Source organism: Flagellimonas alginilytica (assembly GCF_042134605.1).
GTDB classification, from domain to species: Bacteria; Bacteroidota; Bacteroidia; order Flavobacteriales; family Flavobacteriaceae; genus Flagellimonas; species Flagellimonas alginolytica.
Window position 1 is genome coordinate 604,211 of the sequence record NZ_CP169638.1, and the last position, 22,788, is coordinate 626,998.

Below are 22,788 nucleotides of genomic sequence, written 5' to 3' on the forward strand. Positions count from 1 at the left end.
AAAAAGGGTAAAACCGGTCTATCACAAAATCTCTGCGCTCAAACCTGCCTGCAAAAGTTTGCTGCATCTGGGCTCTAAATAGGAATATTCACCCGTTTTAACCGTACATTTTCCTTTATAATGAACAATTATGGAGCATTGCTCCGCTTGCTCGGGTGTATGCTCGCACACATTGATAAGGGTTTCGATAACATGGTCGAAAGTATTCACGTCATCATTAAAAAGTACGATCTCGTGCTCCTTCACCGTTTCTTCTTCCAGAAGGACATCTTCCAATTCCTTTTCCCTAGTGCCCATAATACTTGAGGTTTATGCTATTCTAATTTACATATTTTGCTGCAATCCAATTGTTCTTCTCCAGATTTTTTTCAAATTCCAAACCATGTGCCGCACATTTTGAAGATATTGCATCTAAATCTTCCAAATAAAAACCACTTAAAAAAAGCGTACCTTCTTTTGCTAAACAATCTGCGTATATCGGAATGTCCTCCAATAAAATATTTCTATTGATGTTGGCCAAAATAACATCATATTTTTTATCCTTGAGCAAATTACTATCTCCTTGATAGGTTTTGATTTCGGGACAATTGTTTCGTTCCACATTTTCTTGGGTATTCAGATAGCACCATTCATCTATATCTATGGCATCCACATCCGTAGCACCGCGTTTTTTTGCCAAAATAGCCAACACACCGGTACCGCACCCCATATCCAAAACCGATTTACCCTCAAAATCGTTTATGAGGATATGCTCGAGCATCATATGGGTAGTTTCATGATGTCCCGTACCAAAACTCATTTTTGGCTCGATCACTATATCGTATTCTACCTTAGCTGGGTCGTGAAAAGGTGCCCGAACCATACATTGGTCACCGACCTTAATGGGGTGAAAATTCTTTTCCCATTCGGCATTCCAGTTTTGCTGCTCAATTTCCTTGCTGGTCCAACTTATCTTAAAATTTGGGTTTTGGGAAACGAACAGTTCACTGAGCATGCCCCCCTTCCATTCCGACTTTAAAATATAGGCCAACAGCCCTGTTTCGTTTTCCACAAAGCTTTCAAAACCCAATTCTCCCAACTCCGCAATCAAAATATCTGTTGCGGGTTGGGGCGGGTCGATCTTAAAATCGTATTCGAGATATACCAAGTGCCAAATTTTAAATAGCCTTAATTATTTCGGAAAAATCTGTAGCTTTTAAGGATGCGCCACCGATCAAACCTCCATCCACATCGGGCTTGGAGAAAATTTCCGATGCATTTGCCGGTTTTACGCTTCCACCATATAGTATGGAAACATCTTCCGCAATGGAGGAATTAAACCCATCTGCTATAGTTTTTCTAATAAAAGCGTGCATTTCCTGTGCTTGTTCCGGACTCGCGGTCTCGCCAGTACCAATGGCCCAAACAGGCTCGTAGGCAAGTACAATTTTACTCCATGCGCTGGCATCTAAATCAAAAAGGGCATTTTTTAACTGGTTTTCCACTACGGTAAAATGCTTGTCGGATTTTCTATCCTCCAATTCTTCTCCAAAACAGAAGATTACCTTAAGTCCTTTTTCTACGGCCGTTCTTACCTTTTTGGACAAAAGCTCATCATCTTCCCCAAAATAGGCTCGCCTTTCGGAATGACCGATGATTACCGTGTCCACACCGAGGGCAAGGAGCATATCGCCAGAAATCTCGCCGGTGTATGCACCATTTTCGGCAAAGTGCATATTCTGTGCTGCGACCTGTATTTTTGAATCTTGCAATGCTTCCTTTGCTGCTTGAAGGTTTACAAAAGTGGGCGCTACTATGATATCTGCATCGGTATCGGGTAATTTAGCAGAAAGCTCGGCCAACAATTCTTCTGTTTCCTGAAGATTCTTGTTCATTTTCCAGTTTCCTGCCACTATTTTTGTTCTCATTTTCTCTGGTTTTTCTCAGTTTTATATTTAGAAAGTAAGTTCTTCAAAATCATTGTAATGTGCCTTTTGCCGAATAGTCCCCTTGTTCAACACCAAGATACCCGGATTGGAACGCACTATGGTCTTTAAGGTAGTTTCATCCGTAAAGTAGAACTCAAAGTCCAAGCCGTAGGATTTTATCAATTTTTCGGCCGTATCACTACTGGACGCTGACATTCCTATTACTTTGTAGCCTTTACGCTTTGCTTCGGCAGTAACTTTGGCCACCTGCTCAAAGGCCTCGTAATCGCTTTTTGCCATATCATAGGCTATAACCATTACCAATTTCTCCTCTTCAAGTAATTCTGCCGCATAATCCTGTCCTTCTTGCTCAATGGTAAAATCGTGTATTGGCGGCTCGTATCCAGCTTGGATCTCGGTGGTCTCCACATCGATAAATTCACCATCAACGGATGGATAATCTCCTTCGGTCACAATTACTTTTTCTTCCCCGTTGACCTTAAATCGCCATGCATATTCGTAAACTGGCTTAGGAGCATTTTCTGGAACGGACATTCCTTCTTGTATGTTCGCACCGATTTTGTAGGGTCTAAAATCCACCGAGGGCAAATGGGCCAACACATGGTTGGCGAACAGCATACATGCCAAAAGGGCAACTCCCCCAACAATCCAATTTACCTTGGAACTGAACATGGGTGTAATATATTTTTTACCAAAGAACAGTACAAGAATAAACACCAACAGAATCACATCTTTGGTAAAGGATTCCCAAGGTGTAAGTTTAACTGCATCTCCAAAGCATCCGCAATCCGTTACTTTATTAAAATACGCGGAGTAAAATGTAAGGAATGTGAAGAAAACAATCATTAGCAAAAGACTCCAAACAGTGAATTTTGGTTTAAACTCGATCAATAACAAAATCCCTAAAATTACCTCTGCAATCACCACAAAAATGGAAATTTCCAAGGCCAGAGGTGTAAAAAAGGTAAGATCTAGCACACTCGGGCTAAAATATTCCTCCAATTTAAAAGAGAAACCCATGGGGTCGTTGAGCTTGATGAGTCCACTTATAATGAACAATATGCCCACAAAAATTCTTGATATCCAAACCAAATATTTCATGTTTTTACAAAAAAAATTTCCAATTCTAAAAAATCAAAATCCAATTTTACTTCTATTCAGCCTTCTTCAAAATCGATGACAATATCTTTCTTAATTCTACAGATTCTTCGATTAAAATTTCAGCTAAATCTGTATTCGGGTTAGAATCTTTCAATAGACGCAACCAATAACCAGATTCTTTCGCCTCTTTTCTCGCAATTTTTAACCGAAACTGAAAATCTTTACTTCCCAGTTTTTCATTTGCTTCAATATAATTTGCCCCGACAGACCCAGAGGAGCGAATCAATTGTTTTCCATCTTCAATATTTATGATGGAAGTTTTCAATGATTTGACATACTTTCTGCAATTCTTTGCAAAATTGAATGTTCTTTCCTCTAAATCATATATATTTTTCAAATTAAATTCTTTGTGATTTGGGTTTTATCATTTGGGATTTGCGCCTAAATGTATAAGCGCAAAAACCGCATAATTAACCATATCCTGATAGTTGGCATCCACACCTTCGCTTACCAAGGTCGTACCTTGGTTGTCTTCAATTTGTTTTACGCGCAACAACTTTTGCAGAATCAAATCCGTCAGCGAACTTACCCGCATATCGCGCCAAGCCTCTCCGTAATCATGGTTTTTGTTTTCCATCAATTTTTTGGTGATGGCCACTTCTTTATCATAGAGGTCGATTGCTTCCCCAACATCGATATCCGGCTGGTCCACCACCCCTTTCTTAAGTTGGATCAGGGCCATAATGGAATAATTGATAATACCTATAAACTCTGAACGTTCGCCCTCGTCCACTTTTCTTACCTCATTTTGCTGAAGGCTCCGTATCCGTTGTGCCTTGATAAAAATCTGATCCGTTAAAGAGGGTAATCGCAGGATTCGCCAAGCGGTGCCATAATCCTTGGCCTTTTTTAAAAACAATTCCCGGCAGGTTTGTATCACCGCATCGTATTGTTGGGAAGTATGCTGCATGTATTGTTGCTAATTTGCGTAAATTTCGTCCAACTTGTTTGTGCCAAAAAAGCACATTGCCAAAGATAATGAAACCCAACTAAGCAGATATTTTTTATGACGATAAACTGCAAAGGTGAACTTGTGGACCTAACATCACCCAAGGTGATGGGCATTCTCAACCTTACCCCCGACTCGTTTTTTGATGGTGGAAAGTACAAAGATGAAACGTCCATACTATCGCAGGTCGATTATATGTTGAGCCATGGAGCCGCCTTTATAGATATGGGCGCCTATAGTTCAAGACCAGGTGCCGAGCACGTACCCGAAGATGAAGAATTAAAAAGATTGATTCCCATTATTGATCTTATCCTGAAAAAGTTTCCAGATACTTTAATATCAGTGGACACATTTCGGAGCAAGGTGGCATCGACAAGTATTGAGCACGGAGCGGCCTTGATCAACGATATTTCTGCGGGAAATTTGGATAAGAAGATGTTTGATACGGTTGCCAAGCATCAGGTCCCTTATATTATGATGCACATGAAAGGAACTCCACAATCCATGCAGAAAGAAGCTGCTTACGAGGACTTGATCAATGACCTTAGATTTTATTTCTCTGAAAAAGTAAAAGAAAGCTCCGGCAAAAAAATCAACGATATTATTCTAGATCCAGGATTTGGTTTTGCCAAGACCACGGCACAGAACTATACTCTTTTAAACCATTTAGACATGTTCCAAACCTTTGGTTTGCCCATTTTGATCGGTTTGAGCAGAAAATCAATGATTTATAAAATTTTGGAATCATCCCCGAAAGAAGCATTGAACGGAACAACGGCCTTGCACACCATTGCCCTTTTAAAAGGCGCAAACATTATTCGTGCCCATGATGTAAAAGAAGCATCGGAATGTATTAAACTTGTGAAAGCTCTAAAAGAGAATGCCCTCTGATTTGATGTTCTCCTAATTTTGCTAATTTTACAAAAACACTGCGGTTGGATTTTTTAAACTTTCTCGAATTTAAGATTACCGATGTCATCGACATAGTCCTGGTCGCCGCATTGCTCTATTATATTTACAAGCTGGTCAAGGGAACCGTGGCCATCAATATATTTATTGGAATTGTAATTGTCTGGGCACTTTGGAAACTTACCGAACTACTCCAAATGAAGATGATCAGCAGCATGGTGGGCGGGTTTATGAACATTGGCCTGATTGCATTGATCATAGTTTTTCAACAAGAGATCAGGAAATTTCTGTTGATGATCGGCTCTACTAACTTTGCTTCCAAAAGAAACATTTTTAAACATTTTAAGTTCCTAAAACAGGAAGCTATTTCCACCAATACAGATGTAGATGCCATAATAAGTGCCTGCGAACGTATGGGAACTTCCAAAACGGGAGCTTTGATCGTTATTGAGCGCAACAATTCTTTGGATTTTATAAAATCCACTGGCGACGCCATGAACATTAAGGTTACCCAACCCATTCTGGAAAGCATCTTCTTTAAAAATAGTCCGTTGCACGATGGCGCCATCGTGGTCCAGGACAATTTTATTACGGCAACCCGGGTAATTCTGCCCGTTTCCAACGACCGTAATATTCCGTTAAGATTTGGTTTACGGCACAGGGCCGCTGTGGGCATTACCGAAAAAACAGATGCACTCTCCCTTGTCGTGAGCGAAGAAACCGGTTCAATTTCATATATAAAAAATGGTGAGTTTATACCATTTAAAGGTAGGGAGGAATTGGTTAAGCGAATTAAAAAGGACTTGGAACAATGACCTGCAAAAATTGTGAAGCAAGACTTCGAACCGATTTTTTGTATTGTCCGGCATGTGGCGCAAAAGTGGTTCGCAACAGAATTACCATTAAAAATCTTTGGGTTGATTTTTTAGAAAGATATTTTAATCTCGACAACACTTTTATAAAAACCTTTATCCATTTGTTCAGTAAACCCGAAGTGGTCATCGAGGGTTATTTGCAGGGGATTCGCAGAAAATATCTAAATCCCATCAGCTATGTTGGTATTGCATTGACACTTTCTGGATTGCTCATGTTTATTATGTCCAAATCTTTGGATAGTATAGATTTTGGTTTTTTGGAATCGGAGGCCCAATCGGTTTACCAAGAAAAGTTAATGGGTTTTATTTCGGATTATCAAGCTTTGATATTCATCCTTTACATTCCATTAACGGCGATATCAGGTTGGTTATGTTTTGATGAGAAGAAGTACAATTTTGCAGAGCGCATCATTATTTTTACTTATGCACTTGCCCATTATAGTCTTCTCTTTTTTATACCTTCTCTACCCATTCTCCTTTTTGCTCCGGAAATCTATATGTCATTTTCATTGGTAAGTGTTTTGGTAATGATGGTTTATGCTGGATATGTAATAGTAAGAATCAGCAACTCCAAAGGAGTTTCCCTTATCGCAAGACTACTCTTGTTCTATATGATTTTTGGAATTCTCTATTTCCTGAGTTCACTGCTTATACCGATCATCATGCTTTTGATCGGAGAAATAAGTTTACAAGATCTAGTACCACCTCCTCCCCAAAACTGATTACGCCACTTCCTCGGCCAAGAATTGGGCATTGTACAGGTCGTTGTAGTAACCACCTTTCTCCAGAAGTTCTTTGTGGGTACCGGTTTCTATGATTTTACCAGCATCCATCACTATGATCTTATCCGCCTTTTTAATAGTTGCCAAACGGTGGGCAATTATAATTGATGTTCTGCCTTCGGTAATCTTGTCGGTGGCCTGTTGGATCAACTGCTCGGAATACGTATCCACGGAAGAAGTAGCTTCATCTAAAATAAGAATACTGGGATTGCTCACGTAAGCGCGTAAAAATGCGATCAATTGACGTTGCCCACTGGAGAGCATGGTTCCTCGCTCTTTCACGTTGTATTGGTAACCGCCCGGTAAACTGGAAATAAACTCGTGTACCCCGATCTGCTTGGCGGCAGCTTCTATTTCTTCCGTAGAGATATTTTCATCACGAAGCGAAATATTGTGTGCTATGGTATCGGCAAACAGGAAAACGTCTTGTAACACAATGGCGATATGGGAACGGAGCGACTTCAAAGTATAGTCGTCCAAGCATACGCCGTCCACCAAAATTTTACCTGAATTTATCTCATAGAATCGGTTGAGCAAATTTATGATTGTGGATTTTCCTGCTCCCGTGGCCCCCACAATGGCCACAGTTTCACCTGCTTTTACGTTGAACGATATACCATGAAGGACTTCTTCATCCGGCACATAACCAAAATGTACATCTTTAAACTCGATATCCCCTTTTACGCTTTGTTTTTCTACCTTGCCGTTGTCGTCGATATGGCTATCGGTATCCAAAATTTTAAACACCCTGTTCGCAGCCACCATTCCCATTTGCAGTGTATTGAATTTATCCGCAATCTGACGCAGTGGACGGAACAAAAGATCCATCAAGAAAAAGAAAGCTACGATGGCCCCTTTATTGTCGAGCCCTACATTTTCGATATTCTGTATTACACCAAAATATACCACCAAACCAATACCAATTGAATTGGATATTTCGGCCACAGGAAAAAATATGGAGTTGTACCATACTGTTTTCAACCATGCATTCTGGTGTTTTTCGTTAATGACCCTGAACTTTTCCTTTTCTATTTCCTCTCGGTTAAAGAGCTGTACGATCTTCATTCCGGCTATCCGCTCCTGGACAAAGGAGTTTAGGTTGGATACTTGGGCGCGTACTTCGATAAAGGCCACCTTCATTGCCTGCTGAAAAAGACGCGTAGCCACTAAAATTACGGGGAGAATGGCAAACACGATCAAGGCTAGTTTCCAATTGATCACCACCATGATCACGGCCGCGGACAACATTTTTAAGGCATCGGCGACGATCATAAAAAATCCTTGGCTAAAAATTTCCCCTATTCGCTGCATATCGGCTACGGCCCGAGTGACCAAAACGCCGATCGATGAATTATCAAAATAGGTCATTTTAAAGCTGGTCATCTTTTCAAAAAGATTGATCCGTATGTCTTTTATAACAGATTCGCCCAACAAGTTTGCATAATAGTTGAACAACAATTGGGTGGTTACTTGACCTAGTAAAAACACCAGCATTAACAGCACATGGTTCAGCAATTGGGCCGCATCTTTACTCTCCAATGATTGATTGATGATATTTTTGACCAACAACGGGATTCCGATAGCAAACGCTGCCGAGAGTATGGCTACTACCGCAACCAACCAAAAAATACCACGATAAGGTCTTGTTCTTGAAAAAACACGCTTGAACAATCTAAAATCGAACGCTTTTCCTATTTCCTCTTTTTTGCTCATCAAAAAACATCTTTTGGATAGATAACCTTGGTCAAATATAACCCTTTTGCAGGGACGGACACACCTGCCTCGCTCCTATCTTTACTTGCGATGATTCGGTGTATGTCTTCACTTTTGATTTTCTTCAACCCAACATCCAGCAAGGTACCAACCACGGCCCGAACCATATTTCTCAAAAAACGGTCTGCAGTAATGGTAAACACCCATTTATCGCCACAATCCTGCCAGTAAGCCTCCCGCACATCACAATTAAATGTTTTTACATCGGTATTGGATTTGGAAAAGCATTCAAAATCGGTGTACTCCAGCAAAATTTTTGCCGCCTCGTTCATGGCGGGTAAATCCAATGGATGCTTCACCCAATGGGCGTAATCAAAAAGAAAAGGGTCTTTTTCCCGTACCAGCCAATACTCGTAAGTGCGTTCAATGGCATCGAACCGGGCATGGGCGCCATCATCAACGGTTCTAATTTCTTGTACTGCAATATCATCTGGCAAAAAGGCATTTAGCCTGTATGCCAAATCCTTTTTATCGTCAATCGAATCAAAATCAAAGTGACAGAACATTTGTTTGGCATGGACACCTGCATCGGTTCTGCCAGCACCAACCACATCAATTTTGTCACGAAGCAAGGTGCTTAACGCTTTCTCCAATACTTCTTGTACGGTTATGGCGTTCGGTTGGTTTTGCCAACCGTGATATGCTTTTCCGAAATATGAAAATTGGATGAAGTATCTCAATGGAATCTCTTACTTTTAGGTCGGTAAAGATAATTCAATCCTACCCAACACGAATCCGACCCTATTTTTTTAGCATATTTTTAGCGTTATGACCAAGATTTTATTGCTTTCCGATACCCACGGACACATGGATAGATCCATTTTAAAGTATGCTGCGCAGGCCGATGAAATCTGGCATGCCGGAGATATTGGAAGTTTATCGGTAACCGACCAATTAGAAGCTTTGAAACCTGTTCGAGGGGTACATGGCAATATTGACGACCATGTAATACAGAAGGAATTTCCGGAAAATAATAGATTTATGTGCGAAGGCGTGGATGTTTGGATCACACACATTGGGGGCTACCCCAACAAATATAATATGCGGGTTCGTGAAGAGATCAAGGTCAATCCCCCAAAACTTTTTATCTGCGGACATTCCCATATCTTAAAAGTGATGCATGATAAAAAACTAGGCCTATTGCACATGAACCCCGGAGCATGTGGCAAACATGGGTTCCATCAAGTACGTACCATGTTGCGATTTGTGATCGATGGCGACAAAATATCGGACCTGGAGGTTGTAGAGTTGGGAAAGCGCTGAACAAAACATAAAAACCCCGGCCTAAGCCAGGGTTTTTTCGCACTAATACTACTAAGATGTTAGGTTCAACGTAAGCGATCAACAGATTTTACAAGATCTTCATCCTTTTTGATAGCCCTGTTGGCCAGGACAAGAAAAACGATAGAAAATACAGGAATCAGCATCCCAATACCCTTCTCAGAAACTACAGTTTCTCCGGATAAACTTAGCGATCGATAAACGAAAAATCCTAGTAAAAAAAGATTCAATATCATATTCAATCTGTTTACCACAAATTGATTTTGTCGCTTTTTGTACAATAAAATCGAAACCACGGAAAGTACGGCGGCCACATAAAAAACAAGGCTAACAAGCACTTGGTCCTGGGCATATACCTCTTTTCCGTCTACTTCGACCCATAGATTCAGAAAAAACGGAAGTATTCCCGAAATAAGACCTACAATCAGTAAATATAACGTTTGTATCCGCTGAATCATTGTTGAATTTGCTTTCCAAATGCAAAAATAGAAGTCTTTTTTGATAAATAAGGCCTAATTCTTCAAAATTTATTTGTAATATTGTTGCGTTATTAGCAAGCACCTACCTCGGAATTCTTTCTCCAGTAGCATTCAAAAATAACTTTACTTCTAATATTTAGCATCACACAAGTTTAACATATTCCATTACTTAATGTTCGAGATTTCAGATCTAAAAGCTAAAAAGCTTCCTGAGTTGCAAGAAATTGCAAAGGATCTTAATGTTCCCAAATTCAAATCGTTAAAAAAATTGGACCTGGTCTACCAAATTCTGGACGTACAGGCCTCCAACCCAAAAGCGGTTGCAGAAACCGTTGCTGCGAACAAAGACGAGAAACCAGCGCCAGAGCCCAAACCAAAAAGAACAAGAACTCCCCGACCTAAAACTACCGACACCAAAAGCAAAGAGGGAGAAACCACGGAAAAAGCCCCACAGAAAAGAGAGCCCAAGAGTTCCAACGACAACGCCAAAGGAAAAAATCAAGGGCAAGGGCAACCTCAAAAAAAGGACAACACCCCTCAACAAAACGAGGGCGGCCAGCAAAAAAATCAAAATAACAGAAGGACCAAACAACATAACAAAGGCCATCACGATAAAAAGAACAGCAATTTCGATAAGGATTTAAAAAACAGGTACAAAGAACCTGAATATGAATTCGATAGCATTATCGAGAGTGAAGGGGTCCTGGACATTATGCAGGATGGCTACGGGTTCCTAAGGTCTTCGGATTACAACTACCTGTCATCACCGGATGATATTTATGTTTCCCAATCACAAATTCGATTGTTCGGACTTAAGTCCGGGGATACTGTTCTCGGGAACATAAGGCCGCCAAAGGAAGGTGAAAAATATTTCCCCTTGATCAAAGTGAACAAAATAAATGGACTCGACCCCCAAGTGGTTCGTGACAGGGTAGCTTTTGAGCACCTTACCCCATTGTTCCCTCAGGAAAAGTTCAATTTAGCCGAAAAACAAAGTACACTTTCCACAAGAATCATGGATTTGTTCTCTCCTATTGGAAAAGGACAAAGGGGAATGATCGTTTCCCAACCCAAAACAGGTAAGACCATGTTGTTGAAAGATATTGCCAACGCAATCGCAGCCAACCACCCAGAGGTTTACCAAATCATTCTTTTAATTGATGAACGCCCAGAAGAGGTTACAGATATGCAACGCAATGTGCGAGGTGAAGTAGTTGCTTCTACTTTTGACAAAGAAGCCACAGAGCACGTAAGGGTTGCAAACATTGTTCTGGACAAAGCAAAAAGATTGGTGGAATGCGGCCACGATGTGGTAATCCTGTTGGATTCCATTACCCGTTTGGCCCGTGCCTACAACACCGTACAGCCAGCTTCCGGTAAAGTATTGAGTGGTGGTGTGGATGCCAATGCACTGCACAAGCCGAAACGTTTCTTCGGTGCGGCACGTAATATTGAAAATGGCGGGTCCCTTTCCATTATCGCCACAGCCCTAACGGAGACCGGCTCTAAAATGGACGAGGTGATTTTTGAAGAGTTCAAGGGTACTGGCAACATGGAACTTCAGTTGGATAGAAGAATATCCAACAGAAGAATTTTCCCTGCTATCGACCTAATTTCTTCATCTACTCGAAGAGATGACCTATTATTGGATGAAAATACCATTCAACGCATGTGGATAATGCGAAAATATCTTGCGGACATGAACCCGGTTGAAGCTATGGAGTTTATGGAGCAGCGCATTAAACAAACAAAAAACAATGAAGAATTTTTACTTACCATGAGTGAGTAAAAACATACAGTACTTTACAAAATAAGATTACAGGCCCTTCAATATTTTGAAGGGCTTTTTTTGACCCGTTTTGTAGAAAAGGCATATCTTTATTTCGGTTTCCTCAAAACTGAACATTAAATACTTAACTATGAAAAACAACAAAAGAGCCCTCCTTGCTATTTTTGGGGCCAGCTTACTATTTTTGGCCTCCTGCCAACAGGGCAACAAAAAAGAAGAATCGACCGAACCTGCCAATCCTACCGCAGAACAAACCGAACCTGTTCCACCGCCAAAAGGCATAATCTCCTTAAAGGAATCCAAATCACTTTACGACAATTACACGAAAAACAGAGTGGACATGATCGAAGAGTTCGAAGCGGAGAGAGAGCCCGAAAAAGAATTCGATGCCGCACGCTTCACCTCCTTTACCTACGCCGATATGAAAAACTATATGGCTTACGTGGAGCAAGAAGCCAAAGAGGCAGGGGTAGAAGTTGCTTCTTTAAGACTATACTTTGCCAATTACCCCAATAAACCCGATTTTCCCGACGGAGAGAAGGTGGTCCACCCAAGACAAAACTCTATTTTTATTGTTCCCACCACCATTATTGATGGGGAAGAGCTCGGGTTTTACATTGATGCTGAAGGAAAAGCAAAACCTATTAAAAACGTGGTGGGCAGTTCCGAAGACCAAGGAAACGACGAAGGGAACACTGCCAAGGCCAGTATGATTCCCACTCTTTTTCAGGATGACGGAACGAGCTTAAACTTAAACCATGGCAACTCTGGTCCTCCGCCATATACCGATTTTCAATAGTGCATGATGTTTGAAAGCTTTTTTAGCCTGGATTTTCTTTTAAAACAGTTTTATATTCCGCTTTATCTTATAACGTGGATGATATCACTATGGCGCTACAAAAGTTTTTTTGACACTGCCCTAAAACATTTACCGATACTCATCATTTATACTTTTTTCACCGAAGTATTGGGATATTTTATCAAGTATAATGATGAGTATCAATTTTTTTCCGATGGGAGATACAATTGGCACAACGTAATAATTTATAATATCTACCAAGTAGTGTTCTTCGTTTTTTTCCTTCAGGTATACAAAAAAGTAATCAAGAGCAAGAAGGTCAAAAAGCAGATTCGCTACTTGAACATTGTTTGCGTTCTTTCCTATACAATCAATGCAATCGCCTATAATCCCCTGCACAACCAAACCACCTATGCCCACATTATTGGGTCTCTGATTTTACTTTATGTACTCGTTATCTATTTTAGGGAAAAGTACTTGGAGGAATCACCTTACCCTCTTAAATTCAATTTGATGTTTTGGCTAAGTTCCGGCCTGACCATATTTTACACTTTCTTCCCAATAATATCGATGATCTATCTACTAAAACTCAATATTGGTGTACAAATATATTTTAGACCTATACTCCTCACTTCAATAGCCCTAATGTACGGTTTGATCATTGTTGGATTGATCGCTGGTAAAAGAAAAGCGTTCCGATAAACTACATCTTCATCAATCCATAAAGCACAAAGACTTATATTCCTTATTTTAGCTCTTTTAAAAACCTTGACACTTAGCCTGTTGCCCACACATGGAGGAGCTATTCACTTTTTTGCGCGAACATTACATCCTCCCATTTTATCTTATAGTTTGGCTAGTGGCCATGGCGAGATACCGTACTTATTTTGATACCCAATTAAAATATTACCCCATATACCTGATGTACACATTTATGACAGAAATATTGGGATATTTTATCAAGTTCCACGAAGAGTTTCAAATAGTGAGCAATAACGATTACGATTGATACAACGTAATAATCTACAACATATATCTCACCCTATCCTATTTGTTCTTTTATTATATCTATTGGAAAACGGTAAAAGAAGAAAAACACAAAAAATGGATACGCTATGGAGCAGGCATCAGCTTAACCGGATATGCCATCAGTCTTTTTTTTCAGAACCCTTTTTATTCTGACCTTTACTATGCCGACTTATTGGCTTCGTGGGTACTTTTGTTTAGTATTTGGCTATACCTTAAAGAAAAGAAGGCAGAAATAAGTCCTTATCCATTAAGATATAACCTATTGTTTTGGACAAGTGCAGGGTTGGCCGTTTTTCAACTTTTCTTTCCCTACCTTATAATTATTGGTTACGAGGCTCCCAATATTTGGATAACATATAATTTTAGGGAAGTCCTCAAAATTCTTATTTTGATAATGTACGGTTCGTTTTTAATCGGGGTCCTGATTCACCGTAGAAGGGCATTTAGATAAAAATAAGCCCAAACAAAAACGCCTCCCGATGGGAGGCGCTGATATTATAATACAATCAAGATTTACATCGCTGCAACCTTGGTCATCAATTTGCTTTTAAGGTTTGCCGCCTTATTATTGTGAATGATGTTTTTCTTTGCCAATTTATCTATCATTCCAACAACAGTGGGCAACAAAGCTTCAGCAGCTTTTTTATCTTCTTCGTTACGTAATTTTTTGATGGCGTTACGCACAGTTTTGTGCTGATACCTATTACGCAAACGCACTGCTTCGTTTCTTCTGATTCTCTTTAATGCTGACTTATGGTTTGCCATTGCTAAAAATTAATTCTTTCTTAATCCTTTTTTTGTAGCCCGTAGGGGAATCGAACCCCTGTTACCAGGATGAAAACCTGGCGTCCTAACCCCTAGACGAACGGGCCATTGATTTCAATACTATCCGGGACAACCCAAATATACAGGTTTCAACAACCTTTGTAGCCCGTAGGGGAATCGAACCCCTGTTACCAGGATGAAAACCTGGCGTCCTAACCCCTAGACGAACGGGCCATTATGTTTGCATAATTGCGGATGCAAAAATACAACTATTTTTAAGTCTTGCAACAGTAATTTTGTTTTTTTGACATCTGTTTAATAAGCCTTTGCAAACAACACCCTCCGAAGAGAAGGTTTTCCTGTTACCATACAGCTACCCTCCTCCTTTTCCGCATTCAATGGGATACAGCGAATGGTGGCCTTGGTCTCCTCTTTTATCTTATCCTCCGTCTCTGTGGTACCATCCCAATGGGCCGAAACAAATCCGCCCTTTTCCTCGATTATTTTTTTAAACTCATCGTAAGAATCTACTTGGGTTATATGTTCTTTGCGATAATCCAAAGCTTTCTTGAAAATGTTTTCCTGAATATCATCCATTAAAGAGACTACCTTATCCACAACCTCTTCGGCTTTTACGATTTCCTTGGTCAAAGTATCCCGTCTCGCAACCTCAAAAGTACCATTGGCAAGGTCCCGTTGGCCCACGGCTAAACGAACAGGCACACCCTTAAGCTCATATTCATTGAATTTAAAGCCTGGTTTATGGGTATCGCGAGTGTCATACTTAACGGTAATCCCCCTATCCCTTAACTCTTTCACCAATGGCTCAACTTTTTCTGAAATGGCATCCAACTGATCCAACCCTTTATAAATCGGAACAATAACTACCTGGATCGGTGCCAATTTAGGGGGCAACACCAAACCATTGTCATCGCTATGCGTCATTACCAAGGCTCCCATCAATCTGGTGGAAACACCCCATGAGGTTGCCCAGACATATTCTTGTTTTCCTTCTTTGTTTGCGAACTTCACATCAAAAGCTTTTGCGAAATTCTGTCCTAAAAAGTGAGAAGTGCCGGCCTGTAGAGCTTTACCATCCTGCATTAGAGCCTCTATACAAAAAGTCTCTTCTGCTCCCGCAAAACGTTCGCTTTCCGTTTTTGTGCCCTTGATCACAGGAACACCCATGTATTTTTCGGCAAACTCGGCATACACGTCCATCATAAGCTCAGCCTCCTCCATAGCCTCTTCTCTTGTTGCATGAGCCGTATGTCCCTCTTGCCATAAAAATTCGGCAGTCCGTAAAAAAAGGCGTGTTCTCATTTCCCAACGAACCACATTTGCCCATTGGTTCACCTTTAACGGAAGATCTCTATACGATTGAATCCATCTGCGGTACGTATCCCAGATAATGGTTTCCGAAGTTGGCCTTACGATCAGCTCTTCTTCCAGTTTTGCATCCTCGTCCACCACAATGCCACTGCCATCCTCGGCATTCTTTAGCCGGTAATGGGTCACCACGGCACACTCCTTGGCAAAACCTTCCACATGGCTCGCTTCCTTACTTAAGTAAGACTTGGGTATAAACAACGGAAAATAAGCATTCTCGTGCCCTGTCTCCTTGAACATTTTGTCCAGTTGGCCCTGCATTTTTTCCCATATGGCATAACCATAGGGCTTAATTACCATACATCCCCGAACTCCTGAGTTTTCCGCCAAATCTGACTTCACAACCAGTTCGTTGTACCATTTGGAATAATCCTCTTCTCTTCTTGTTAAATTTTTACCCATCTGTTGTAGTTTGGCACAAAACTTGTGCCTTTAAGTCTTGAAATGATTGGGTAAAACTAATTATTTTTAGTATGTTCAACAATAAAAATTGCGCCATGTTAAAGTCTTTACTCCACAATAAATTGAGAACGCCCTCCATATTGATGGTAACTGCCATCCTTATGGCATCGTGCGGCTCCTACCAACAAGCATCTTATTATGATGATGGAATCTATTCCACCAACAATCGTGTAGTTGGGGTAGAAAAGAAAAATGCCGAAGCTATGCGGGTTGAAGAGCAGGAAAATAATATGTATGGGGATTATTTTGGCCAAAAGGCAAACGAATATGGCGAAATATTGGATGACGAAGTTTTCACCGATATCGATAGTTACTCAAGTCAAGTTCGAAATGACTCGATTCCTTATGGTGAACAAACCGATTATTTCGCGTACAACAATAACTATAATGGCAACCCTGGGTGGGGAGACAATCCAACAAGCATCTCCATAAACGTTTACGATAACAGTTGGGGCTGGGGAGGCTATTACGGCTGGAACGATCCTTGGTTATGGAATGCCGGATGGGCATGGAGCACTGGTTGGGGCTGGGGCTGGAACAACCCTTGGAGATGGAACCGCTGGGGCTGGGCAGGAGGCTACGGTTGGGGCTGGAATGCTGGATGGGGCTGGGGCTACCCATATAATGGCTGGGGCTGGGCAGGTTACGGCTGGGGCGGCTACTATGGCCGCTACTGGAACAACCCGTATAACAGAGGGTACTACGGCAGAAATTATGCCTATATGTCCGGAAGAAGAGGATATAGTTCACGCATTCCCGGCACTACCCTATCATCTAGAACTAATGCCTATGCCAGTAGATACAGAAGCAATAGTGGCCGTTCCAATGCAACGGTTTCCCGAAACAGCAATTTGGCCAATAGAAGCTCTCGTGGATATAGCAATCGTTCCAATGTAAGACGCTCTGTTAGTGCGGATGCCGTGGCCAGAAACCAAAACTATAGAACAAGCAGAAGTACACGGACCTCTCCCAATTACAATAGAAGCTCAAGAAATTATCCTTCTTATGGAACATCGCCTTCCACACGCAGTAGTAGGAGTTACAACAGAAGTAGCTCATCTTCATCGAGAAGCTACAGGAACCCTAGTGGAACCTCAAGAAGCTACCAATCAAGAAGTTCTGCTCCCAGCAGAAATTACAGTCGCTCCTCTAGTAGGTCAAGCTCCAGGAGTTACCGCAGCAGCGGTTCCTCCAGCAGCAGATCTAGTGGAAGTTACAGAAGTTCACGCGGCAGCTCAAGAAGTTCTGGCGTAAGTAGATCTTCCGGTTCGTCAAGGTCTTCGGGAGCATCTCGCTCTTCCGGTGGAAGTAGAGGTGGCAGAGGTGGCGGAAGACCATAATTCCACAAACGGCATAAAAAAACTAAAACATAAAAAATGAAAAGAATCTCAACTTTCATAATGGTATTGGCTTGCACTTTCGCAAGTGCTCAGACCATCGACGATGTATTGCGCTACAGTTCCGAAAACCTTCAGGGAACTGCAAGGTTCCAAGCCATGGGCGGCGCATTTGGTGCCTTGGGAGGCGACTTGTCCGCCCTAAATATCAATCCTGCGGGTTCGGCCGTGTTCAATTTTAGTGAAATTGCCATCACAGGGTCCAACTATCATACCAATAACGATGCACTTTACGGAAACAGCGTAACCAATACAACATCCAACTCTTTGGATTTTAATCAGGTCGGTGGCGTATTTGTTTTTAATTCATCGAACGATGGTCCTTGGAAGAAAATTGCACTGGCATTCAACTATGATTTGGTGAATAACTTTGACAATGAATTCGTTGCTACCGGAAACACTTCCGTCGGAATTGACAATTATTTCCTCAATTTTGCACAAGGAGAACCATTGGGGCCATTGCGAACCCAACAAGGGGAATTTATCGAAGAGGCTTATTTGGATATTGGCTCTAGTTTGGGCTATTCCGCGCAACAAGCGTTTCTTGGTTTTCAGGCCGGATTAATAGAACCCGTTGATGATGATGACCAAAACACAGCTTATTTTTCCAATGCCCAATACGGAAGCGTAAACCAGAGATTTATCCAAAACACATCGGGCTACAATAGCAAGTTCACCTTGAATTTTGCCAGTCAATACGAGGAGAGCCTTTACATAGGGGCCACGCTGAATTTTCACAATGTATTGTACGACAGGGTCACCTATTTGGATGAAAGTGGGTACGATGCCGAATCCCCGATTCAGTTTGCCTCTTTTGACAATTTATTGCACACCGAGGGACACGGCTTCTCCTTTAGCGTGGGCGCCATAGCCAAATTGAACCAATCCATTAGGGTGGGCGGTAGTTACCAATCACCAACATGGTATAGACTAACGGATGATACATCCCAACGCATCAACACTAATTTGGCGGTTTCCGATATCGACTTCATCAATTTTGGCATTGTTAACCTATATGATGAATACAGAATCAAAACACCCGAAAAGTATACCGGTAGTATTGCCCTTGTATTTGGACAAGAAGGACTGATCAGCTTGGATTATTCGTACCAAGATATGTCCAAGGCCGAACTTAGACCCACATCCGACCCTAGTTTTGGCGCTGAGAACGATTTTATAGCCAGCACGCTGGGTGCTGTAAATTCGTATCGACTTGGTGGCGAATACAGGATACAGGAAGTAAGCCTTAGAGCTGGATACCGGTTTGAAGAAAGCCCTTATGAGGATGGTGATTTTATTGGTGACCTAAATGGGTTCTCCGCAGGAATTGGTTACAATTTTGGTCCCAACCGACTGGATTTGGCCTTTAGTAGAACCGAACAAGATGTAAATTCATATTTATTTGATGGCGGCATCGATAGCGCAACCTTTATTGAAAGGGTCAACACCAATATATCCCTGGGCTACACCTTAAAATTTTAGAATACAATACGAAGATGATATTCAATGGCCGGAAGAAATTCCGGCTTTTTTTATCGCACCAATGAAAAGTGTCGGCGAACCGAGGTAGCCACCAATACACCCTCGTCGTCGCGTTCATAATCCAAACGGAACCAATAATCGGAAGAGGGCATATCACGACCATTAAATGTTCCGTCCCAACCGATATTTACATCTATTTGTTTTAATAGTTTACCATAACGGTCAAAAATATAAACCACCGGATTCACCAACTCCTCAACACCGTAAACATTCCAGTTATCGTGAACCCCATCGCTATTGGGCGTAAAAAATTTAGGATAACCGACCACTAAAAACTCAATAGGATCGGTTATACCACATCCATTTTTATCGTTGATCACCACGGTATTTATCCCGGGAGGCACATCGTAGAACAAGGGGTCGTCCTGAAACTCTCCACCGTTAATGGCATATTCGTAATTACCATCGCCCACGGGCACAATCTCGATATTGTAGGGGTCGGTTTGATCACTGTTTACCAAATCGTCGATTACCCGGACCTCATCCAATTCGGGCGTTCCGTAAAAGGTAATCAAGATGTCATCAGTAATAGTAGTTCCAAATGTCGACTCGATGGTTACACGGTAACGGCCAGAATTCGGACTGGAAACAGTTAACTCAGTCTGTCCTGCACCAGTAGCAAGAACAGTTTCATAAGTACCGTCATCATCCGCATCCAATTCCCAAACAATATTGGCAATGCTAGGTCCCACAGGCGAGTTTAAAGCAGACAAGGTAATATCCGGGTCACCCTCGCAAGCAACAATATCGAACCCTAAAAACTGGTCACGAAGTGTACAATCCAAAGCGCTGTTCTGATCAGCATCTACCGAAGACCCTGTAAACGTAAGGATAAAATCTTCTGGCTCGTCATCAAAATTGGTGTTGTAGTTGTTAATGTACAAATAGTAAATTTCCCCAGCAGTCACATTTAACCATTCATCGTAAGTGTTTTGACTGGACTTTACAAAGGGAGCTCCCTCCCGGCCATCCACAGGGTTAACTCCAATTCCGGTAAAACCTGTGTCGTTGTATTCGTAATTGCAGCGAATCGGCTGGGCGCTGCCATCCCCTATTATGGTACAAAAATTATCGTTGGATGTTTCATCAAAGGGCCCATATAGTGCAAAATCCCATTCCGCCGTTATAGGGCCTCCGGGATTAACGGGCAATGCCTCAATATCAAATCCTATTTGACCGTCCGTTCCAGCCCTAAATACGAACCAGCCCGTATTGTTTTCTATATTGGCAGAACTTACGCTTCCTTTTTCCAAACATCCTGTTTGGGTAATCACTTCCGGATCAAAATCGTCGATATCCCCACCTCCATCGGTGGTCCCCAAGATAGGCGCGTCGGCGCAAACAGGAATTGCAGTTCTACAATCTGGCGAGTTTTGCGCACTTGTCGCTTGAAATAGAAAAAAACAGCAGACAGCGCTGAAAAGGGCTTTCATAGAATTTTGGGGCTAAAGGTTATTCTATTTATAACCTGTATAACTCCTTAACTCATCGTTTTAGTATGTTTTTATCCGAAAAATTTGCAGTTAATCGATGAACGGGACGTTTACCGTTATCTTCTCAAAGAAAAGTGACTTTGTAAATACTTGGCATAGGTTCTGTTCCCACCCTCGTCTATATAAGATAATTTAAACCAATAATCGGTAGAGGGAAGTGGTTTCCCATTTAAGCTGCCATCCCATCCAGGGTCGAACTCCGTCATCTGTTTTATAAGTTTTCCATAACGATCAAATATGGTGACTATTGGAGAATTTAAAGTAGAAAGCCCCTCTATTTGCCATGTTTCGTTCAAAACATCCCCATTAGGAGAAAAAATGGGCATAAACCCAACAACGACAATATCTTCTTGAACCTCGCCGCAACCATGGGGATCTCGCATGGTAACTCTGTGAACACCTGGAGCTACGGCTGTAAAAAGGTTGCTTTCCTGAAACTCTCCACCATCCATACTAAACTCGTAGGCCCCAGAAGTTTCTGTATTGATGGTTACGGTGTTGTTTACGCTCATATCCTCGATGTCGATACTGGAAATTACCGGCAAATTGGATATAGTTACAGACACGGTACGGACAGTTTCGCATACAACTCCATTGGATTCATTGCTCACCGTGAGCGTATATTCCCCTTCTTCCGAAACCAGAATGGACGGTGTTTGTTCGCCGGATTCCCACTCGTAGCTATAGTTGGGGTCGGGTGTTGTTTCCCCTATTTCTAAAACGCCTACCGATTCACAAATCACCACTTGCTGATCAAAGGTTAAAACCGGGGTCTCAATGGAATTCAAAATAAAACTTTGACTGGCATCGTAACAATCCGGGTTGGACAAAGATGTGGTCCTAACAAAGATCGTTTCCGCACCACCTATGGGCATGTAATCCTTATCCAAGGCATTGATCCCTGCGACGGCGTCTTGTTGGGAGGCATGATAGCTCACCATGACACTTTGGGGGTCCATGCCACCCAGCGCTTCGGAATTCTTTGCGTTCAGATCAAAGATCGTATCAAAATCATAACAAACAGACTCATCTTCGAGCGTGCCCGTCACCGGAACTTGGTTGAAGCCAACCTGAACATCGCTTATTTCACTTCCGCTAGGCGTTGAAACCACTACGCGATACTGACCCGAAACTTGTGGACTGTAAACTGAGCTCACCTGACCTGTAATCAACTGAAAACCAATGCCCGTATCCATGTACCACTCATATCCCAGGGCTCCGGAGGTAGTAGCATCCAAGATAATATTCTCGCCCTCACATGCGGCTATGGGTGGACCCAGAAGGTTACTAACAATGGAACAGTCCAATGCAGTATTCGGATGATTCTCCCAAATATCACCAGTAAACTGTATGGAAAAACCAGAATTTACATTGCTAAAATTATTGATGAACAAATAGTAATCTTCACCAGCCTGCACCTGAACCCAATCTTCAAAATGTACCGAATCCAAATCACCTGTAGGATCTTCCCCTACTCCAATAAAACTGGCTCCCTCACTATTGTCAAAAAAATTGCACCGAATGGGTTCGCCCAAATTATTGCAGTCGGTAGCTCGATAAAGTGCAAAATCCCAATCTTCGTTGCTATTATGGCCAATATTAAACCCTAACTGACCTGCCTCTGCGGTCCTGAACCGGTACCAGGATGAGTTGGATTCAATGGCACCAGTAGTTGTTTGCTCCAAACACCCACTAGAGGTTGCACCGTAAAAATCGTCGGAACCAAAACCATTGGTACCTCCATTGATAGGAGTATTGTTACAAATGGGAATGGCATCCGTACAATCTTGGGCCACCTGTGCCAGAGCACCTTGACAAAATAAGAACAGAAGTAAAGTCTTTGAAATCGATTTCAACATAAAACACTGTAGGTTTGCGCATTATAAAAGTACCATGGCATAGGTCTTAACAATAATTTATGTTGTCAAACCCTTGATACCAGATGTTAAATCGTTCATTAATGTATATCTTTGCTCTCTTTAAGCA

The 22,788-nt window shown here is 41.7% G+C and carries 24 protein-coding genes and 2 tRNA genes; 11 read left to right on the forward strand and 15 right to left on the reverse strand.

Translation table 11 applies throughout. The annotated features are described in order from the left end of the window. Window positions 1–21 precede the first annotated feature (21 nt). Genes ABTP35_RS02650 through ABTP35_RS02675 form a run of 6 tightly spaced genes read right to left on the reverse strand, consistent with a single transcriptional unit; the run spans window position 22 to window position 3,999 of the window. The gene (locus tag ABTP35_RS02650; protein WP_224835294.1) at window positions 22–297 is read right to left on the reverse strand and encodes an ATP-dependent Clp protease adaptor ClpS; all 276 of its coding nucleotides are present in this window, start codon (window positions 295–297) and stop codon (window positions 22–24) included. Window positions 298–319: 22 nt separating this feature from the next. Next, window positions 320–1,156 carry a 50S ribosomal protein L11 methyltransferase gene (gene prmA, locus ABTP35_RS02655; RefSeq protein WP_293299164.1) on the reverse strand — a complete coding sequence of 279 codons (837 nt, stop codon included), beginning with the start codon at window positions 1,154–1,156 and terminating at the stop codon, window positions 320–322. A 1-nt stretch (window position 1,157) separates the two neighbouring features. Next, window positions 1,158–1,907: a triose-phosphate isomerase gene (gene tpiA, locus ABTP35_RS02660; protein WP_293294103.1), complete on the reverse strand. Its 750-nt coding sequence runs from the start codon at window positions 1,905–1,907 to the stop codon at window positions 1,158–1,160. Window positions 1,908–1,934: 27 nt separating this feature from the next. Continuing rightward, window positions 1,935–3,029 (reverse strand): BT_3928 family protein, encoded by a 1,095-nt coding sequence (locus ABTP35_RS02665; protein WP_375334433.1) that lies wholly within the window; start codon window positions 3,027–3,029, stop codon window positions 1,935–1,937. A gap of 52 nt (window positions 3,030–3,081) precedes the next feature. Further along, window positions 3,082–3,426, reverse strand: coding sequence for a four helix bundle protein (locus ABTP35_RS02670; RefSeq protein WP_293294099.1), 345 nt, complete (start codon window positions 3,424–3,426; stop codon window positions 3,082–3,084). 27 nt (window positions 3,427–3,453) lie between these two features. Continuing rightward, complete coding sequence (locus ABTP35_RS02675; protein WP_375334434.1) at window positions 3,454–3,999, reverse strand: DUF1599 domain-containing protein; 546 nt, start codon at window positions 3,997–3,999, stop codon at window positions 3,454–3,456. Between the two features lie 96 nt (window positions 4,000–4,095). Between ABTP35_RS02675 and folP the strand changes: the two genes are divergently transcribed. Genes folP through ABTP35_RS02690 form a run of 3 tightly spaced genes read left to right on the forward strand, consistent with a single transcriptional unit; the run spans window position 4,096 to window position 6,544 of the window. After that, window positions 4,096–4,929, forward strand: coding sequence for a dihydropteroate synthase (gene folP, locus ABTP35_RS02680; RefSeq protein WP_375334435.1), 834 nt, complete (start codon window positions 4,096–4,098; stop codon window positions 4,927–4,929). A gap of 44 nt (window positions 4,930–4,973) precedes the next feature. Continuing rightward, window positions 4,974–5,762, forward strand: coding sequence for a diadenylate cyclase CdaA (gene cdaA, locus ABTP35_RS02685; RefSeq protein WP_224835299.1), 789 nt, complete (start codon window positions 4,974–4,976; stop codon window positions 5,760–5,762). Then, entirely contained in the window at window positions 5,759–6,544 is a 786-nt protein-coding gene (locus tag ABTP35_RS02690; protein ID WP_375334436.1) for a DUF3667 domain-containing protein, read from the forward strand. Before cdaA ends, ABTP35_RS02690 begins: the two co-directional genes overlap by 4 nt. Here the strand turns inward: ABTP35_RS02690 and ABTP35_RS02695 are convergent, their stop codons facing one another. Both ABTP35_RS02695 and truA read right to left on the reverse strand, forming a co-directional pair. Then, the gene (locus ABTP35_RS02695) at window positions 6,545–8,317 is read right to left on the reverse strand and encodes an ABC transporter ATP-binding protein (protein ID WP_375334437.1); all 1,773 of its coding nucleotides are present in this window, start codon (window positions 8,315–8,317) and stop codon (window positions 6,545–6,547) included. Continuing rightward, window positions 8,317–9,057, reverse strand: a complete 741-nt coding sequence (truA, locus tag ABTP35_RS02700) for a tRNA pseudouridine(38-40) synthase TruA (protein ID WP_375334438.1) — start codon at window positions 9,055–9,057, stop codon at window positions 8,317–8,319. Before truA ends, ABTP35_RS02695 begins: the two co-directional genes overlap by 1 nt. 88 nt (window positions 9,058–9,145) lie before the next feature. Between truA and ABTP35_RS02705 the strand changes: the two genes are divergently transcribed. Continuing rightward, entirely contained in the window at window positions 9,146–9,640 is a 495-nt protein-coding gene (locus ABTP35_RS02705) for a metallophosphoesterase family protein (RefSeq protein WP_375334439.1), read from the forward strand. A 65-nt stretch (window positions 9,641–9,705) separates the two neighbouring features. Here the strand turns inward: ABTP35_RS02705 and ABTP35_RS02710 are convergent, their stop codons facing one another. Beyond that, entirely contained in the window at window positions 9,706–10,116 is a 411-nt protein-coding gene (locus tag ABTP35_RS02710; protein ID WP_224835304.1) for a DUF4293 domain-containing protein, read from the reverse strand. A gap of 193 nt (window positions 10,117–10,309) precedes the next feature. Here ABTP35_RS02710 and rho point away from each other — a divergent pair, with 193 nt between their 5' ends. The 5 genes from rho (at window position 10,310) to ABTP35_RS02735 (ending at window position 14,205) form a co-directional block, all read left to right on the forward strand. Next, window positions 10,310–11,926, forward strand: a complete 1,617-nt coding sequence (rho, locus tag ABTP35_RS02715) for a transcription termination factor Rho (RefSeq protein ID WP_252079087.1) — start codon at window positions 10,310–10,312, stop codon at window positions 11,924–11,926. Between the two features lie 130 nt (window positions 11,927–12,056). Further along, a complete protein-coding gene (locus tag ABTP35_RS02720) occupies window positions 12,057–12,725 on the forward strand; it encodes a hypothetical protein (RefSeq protein WP_224835306.1) in 669 nt (222 codons plus the stop codon). Window positions 12,726–12,803: 78 nt separating this feature from the next. Then, the gene (locus ABTP35_RS02725) at window positions 12,804–13,427 is read left to right on the forward strand and encodes a hypothetical protein (protein ID WP_293294084.1); all 624 of its coding nucleotides are present in this window, start codon (window positions 12,804–12,806) and stop codon (window positions 13,425–13,427) included. Between the two features lie 91 nt (window positions 13,428–13,518). Continuing rightward, window positions 13,519–13,734, forward strand: a complete 216-nt coding sequence (locus ABTP35_RS02730; protein ID WP_293294082.1) for a hypothetical protein — start codon at window positions 13,519–13,521, stop codon at window positions 13,732–13,734. Between the two features lie 42 nt (window positions 13,735–13,776). Further along, a complete protein-coding gene (locus ABTP35_RS02735) occupies window positions 13,777–14,205 on the forward strand; it encodes a hypothetical protein (RefSeq protein WP_293294080.1) in 429 nt (142 codons plus the stop codon). A 62-nt stretch (window positions 14,206–14,267) separates the two neighbouring features. On the opposite strand, the gene rpsT is transcribed toward ABTP35_RS02735, so the two are convergent. From rpsT to proS, 4 genes are all read right to left on the reverse strand, one after another. Beyond that, on the reverse strand, window positions 14,268–14,519 hold the full coding sequence (gene rpsT / locus ABTP35_RS02740) for a 30S ribosomal protein S20 (protein WP_207069686.1): 252 nt from the start codon (window positions 14,517–14,519) through the stop codon (window positions 14,268–14,270). A gap of 35 nt (window positions 14,520–14,554) precedes the next feature. Further along, window positions 14,555–14,626 (reverse strand) — tRNA-Glu (locus ABTP35_RS02745). Between the two features lie 55 nt (window positions 14,627–14,681). Further along, a tRNA-Glu gene (locus tag ABTP35_RS02750) sits at window positions 14,682–14,753 on the reverse strand. A gap of 81 nt (window positions 14,754–14,834) precedes the next feature. Next, window positions 14,835–16,310, reverse strand: coding sequence for a proline--tRNA ligase (gene proS / locus ABTP35_RS02755; protein WP_293294076.1), 1,476 nt, complete (start codon window positions 16,308–16,310; stop codon window positions 14,835–14,837). Between the two features lie 95 nt (window positions 16,311–16,405). On the opposite strand from proS, the gene ABTP35_RS02760 reads away from it, so the two are divergent. Continuing rightward, complete coding sequence (locus ABTP35_RS02760) at window positions 16,406–17,710, forward strand: hypothetical protein (protein WP_375334440.1); 1,305 nt, start codon at window positions 16,406–16,408, stop codon at window positions 17,708–17,710. A gap of 36 nt (window positions 17,711–17,746) precedes the next feature. Beyond that, window positions 17,747–19,249: an OmpP1/FadL family transporter gene (locus ABTP35_RS02765; RefSeq protein ID WP_369885005.1), complete on the forward strand. Its 1,503-nt coding sequence runs from the start codon at window positions 17,747–17,749 to the stop codon at window positions 19,247–19,249. A gap of 50 nt (window positions 19,250–19,299) precedes the next feature. On the opposite strand, the gene ABTP35_RS02770 is transcribed toward ABTP35_RS02765, so the two are convergent. Together ABTP35_RS02770 and ABTP35_RS02775 are read right to left on the reverse strand one after the other, a co-directional pair. After that, the gene (locus tag ABTP35_RS02770; RefSeq protein WP_375334441.1) at window positions 19,300–20,742 is read right to left on the reverse strand and encodes a T9SS type B sorting domain-containing protein; all 1,443 of its coding nucleotides are present in this window, start codon (window positions 20,740–20,742) and stop codon (window positions 19,300–19,302) included. A gap of 116 nt (window positions 20,743–20,858) precedes the next feature. Continuing rightward, window positions 20,859–22,661 (reverse strand): T9SS type B sorting domain-containing protein, encoded by a 1,803-nt coding sequence (locus ABTP35_RS02775; RefSeq protein WP_375334442.1) that lies wholly within the window; start codon window positions 22,659–22,661, stop codon window positions 20,859–20,861. Window positions 22,662–22,788 lie beyond the last annotated feature (127 nt).

Excerpts from the sequence above, each read along its gene's own strand:
- ABTP35_RS02650 (WP_224835294.1), bottom strand. The coding sequence starts at position 297 with ATGGGCACTAGGGAAAAGGAATTGGAAGATGTCCTTCTGGAAGAAGAA.
- tpiA (WP_293294103.1), bottom strand. The coding sequence starts at position 1,907 with ATGAGAACAAAAATAGTGGCAGGAAACTGGAAAATGAACAAGAATCTT.
- ABTP35_RS02665 (WP_375334433.1), bottom strand. The coding sequence starts at position 3,029 with ATGAAATATTTGGTTTGGATATCAAGAATTTTTGTGGGCATATTGTTC.
- ABTP35_RS02675 (WP_375334434.1), bottom strand. The coding sequence starts at position 3,999 with ATGCAGCATACTTCCCAACAATACGATGCGGTGATACAAACCTGCCGG.
- folP (WP_375334435.1), top strand. The coding sequence starts at position 4,096 with ATGACGATAAACTGCAAAGGTGAACTTGTGGACCTAACATCACCCAAG.
- ABTP35_RS02690 (WP_375334436.1), top strand. The coding sequence starts at position 5,759 with ATGACCTGCAAAAATTGTGAAGCAAGACTTCGAACCGATTTTTTGTAT.
- ABTP35_RS02695 (WP_375334437.1), bottom strand. The coding sequence starts at position 8,317 with ATGAGCAAAAAAGAGGAAATAGGAAAAGCGTTCGATTTTAGATTGTTC.
- ABTP35_RS02705 (WP_375334439.1), top strand. The coding sequence starts at position 9,146 with ATGACCAAGATTTTATTGCTTTCCGATACCCACGGACACATGGATAGA.
- ABTP35_RS02710 (WP_224835304.1), bottom strand. The coding sequence starts at position 10,116 with ATGATTCAGCGGATACAAACGTTATATTTACTGATTGTAGGTCTTATT.
- rho (WP_252079087.1), top strand. The coding sequence starts at position 10,310 with ATGTTCGAGATTTCAGATCTAAAAGCTAAAAAGCTTCCTGAGTTGCAA.
- ABTP35_RS02720 (WP_224835306.1), top strand. The coding sequence starts at position 12,057 with ATGAAAAACAACAAAAGAGCCCTCCTTGCTATTTTTGGGGCCAGCTTA.
- ABTP35_RS02725 (WP_293294084.1), top strand. The coding sequence starts at position 12,804 with ATGATATCACTATGGCGCTACAAAAGTTTTTTTGACACTGCCCTAAAA.
- ABTP35_RS02730 (WP_293294082.1), top strand. The coding sequence starts at position 13,519 with ATGGAGGAGCTATTCACTTTTTTGCGCGAACATTACATCCTCCCATTT.
- rpsT (WP_207069686.1), bottom strand. The coding sequence starts at position 14,519 with ATGGCAAACCATAAGTCAGCATTAAAGAGAATCAGAAGAAACGAAGCA.
- proS (WP_293294076.1), bottom strand. The coding sequence starts at position 16,310 with ATGGGTAAAAATTTAACAAGAAGAGAAGAGGATTATTCCAAATGGTAC.
- ABTP35_RS02760 (WP_375334440.1), top strand. The coding sequence starts at position 16,406 with ATGTTAAAGTCTTTACTCCACAATAAATTGAGAACGCCCTCCATATTG.
- ABTP35_RS02765 (WP_369885005.1), top strand. The coding sequence starts at position 17,747 with ATGAAAAGAATCTCAACTTTCATAATGGTATTGGCTTGCACTTTCGCA.
- ABTP35_RS02770 (WP_375334441.1), bottom strand. The coding sequence starts at position 20,742 with ATGAAAGCCCTTTTCAGCGCTGTCTGCTGTTTTTTTCTATTTCAAGCG.
- ABTP35_RS02775 (WP_375334442.1), bottom strand. The coding sequence starts at position 22,661 with ATGTTGAAATCGATTTCAAAGACTTTACTTCTGTTCTTATTTTGTCAA.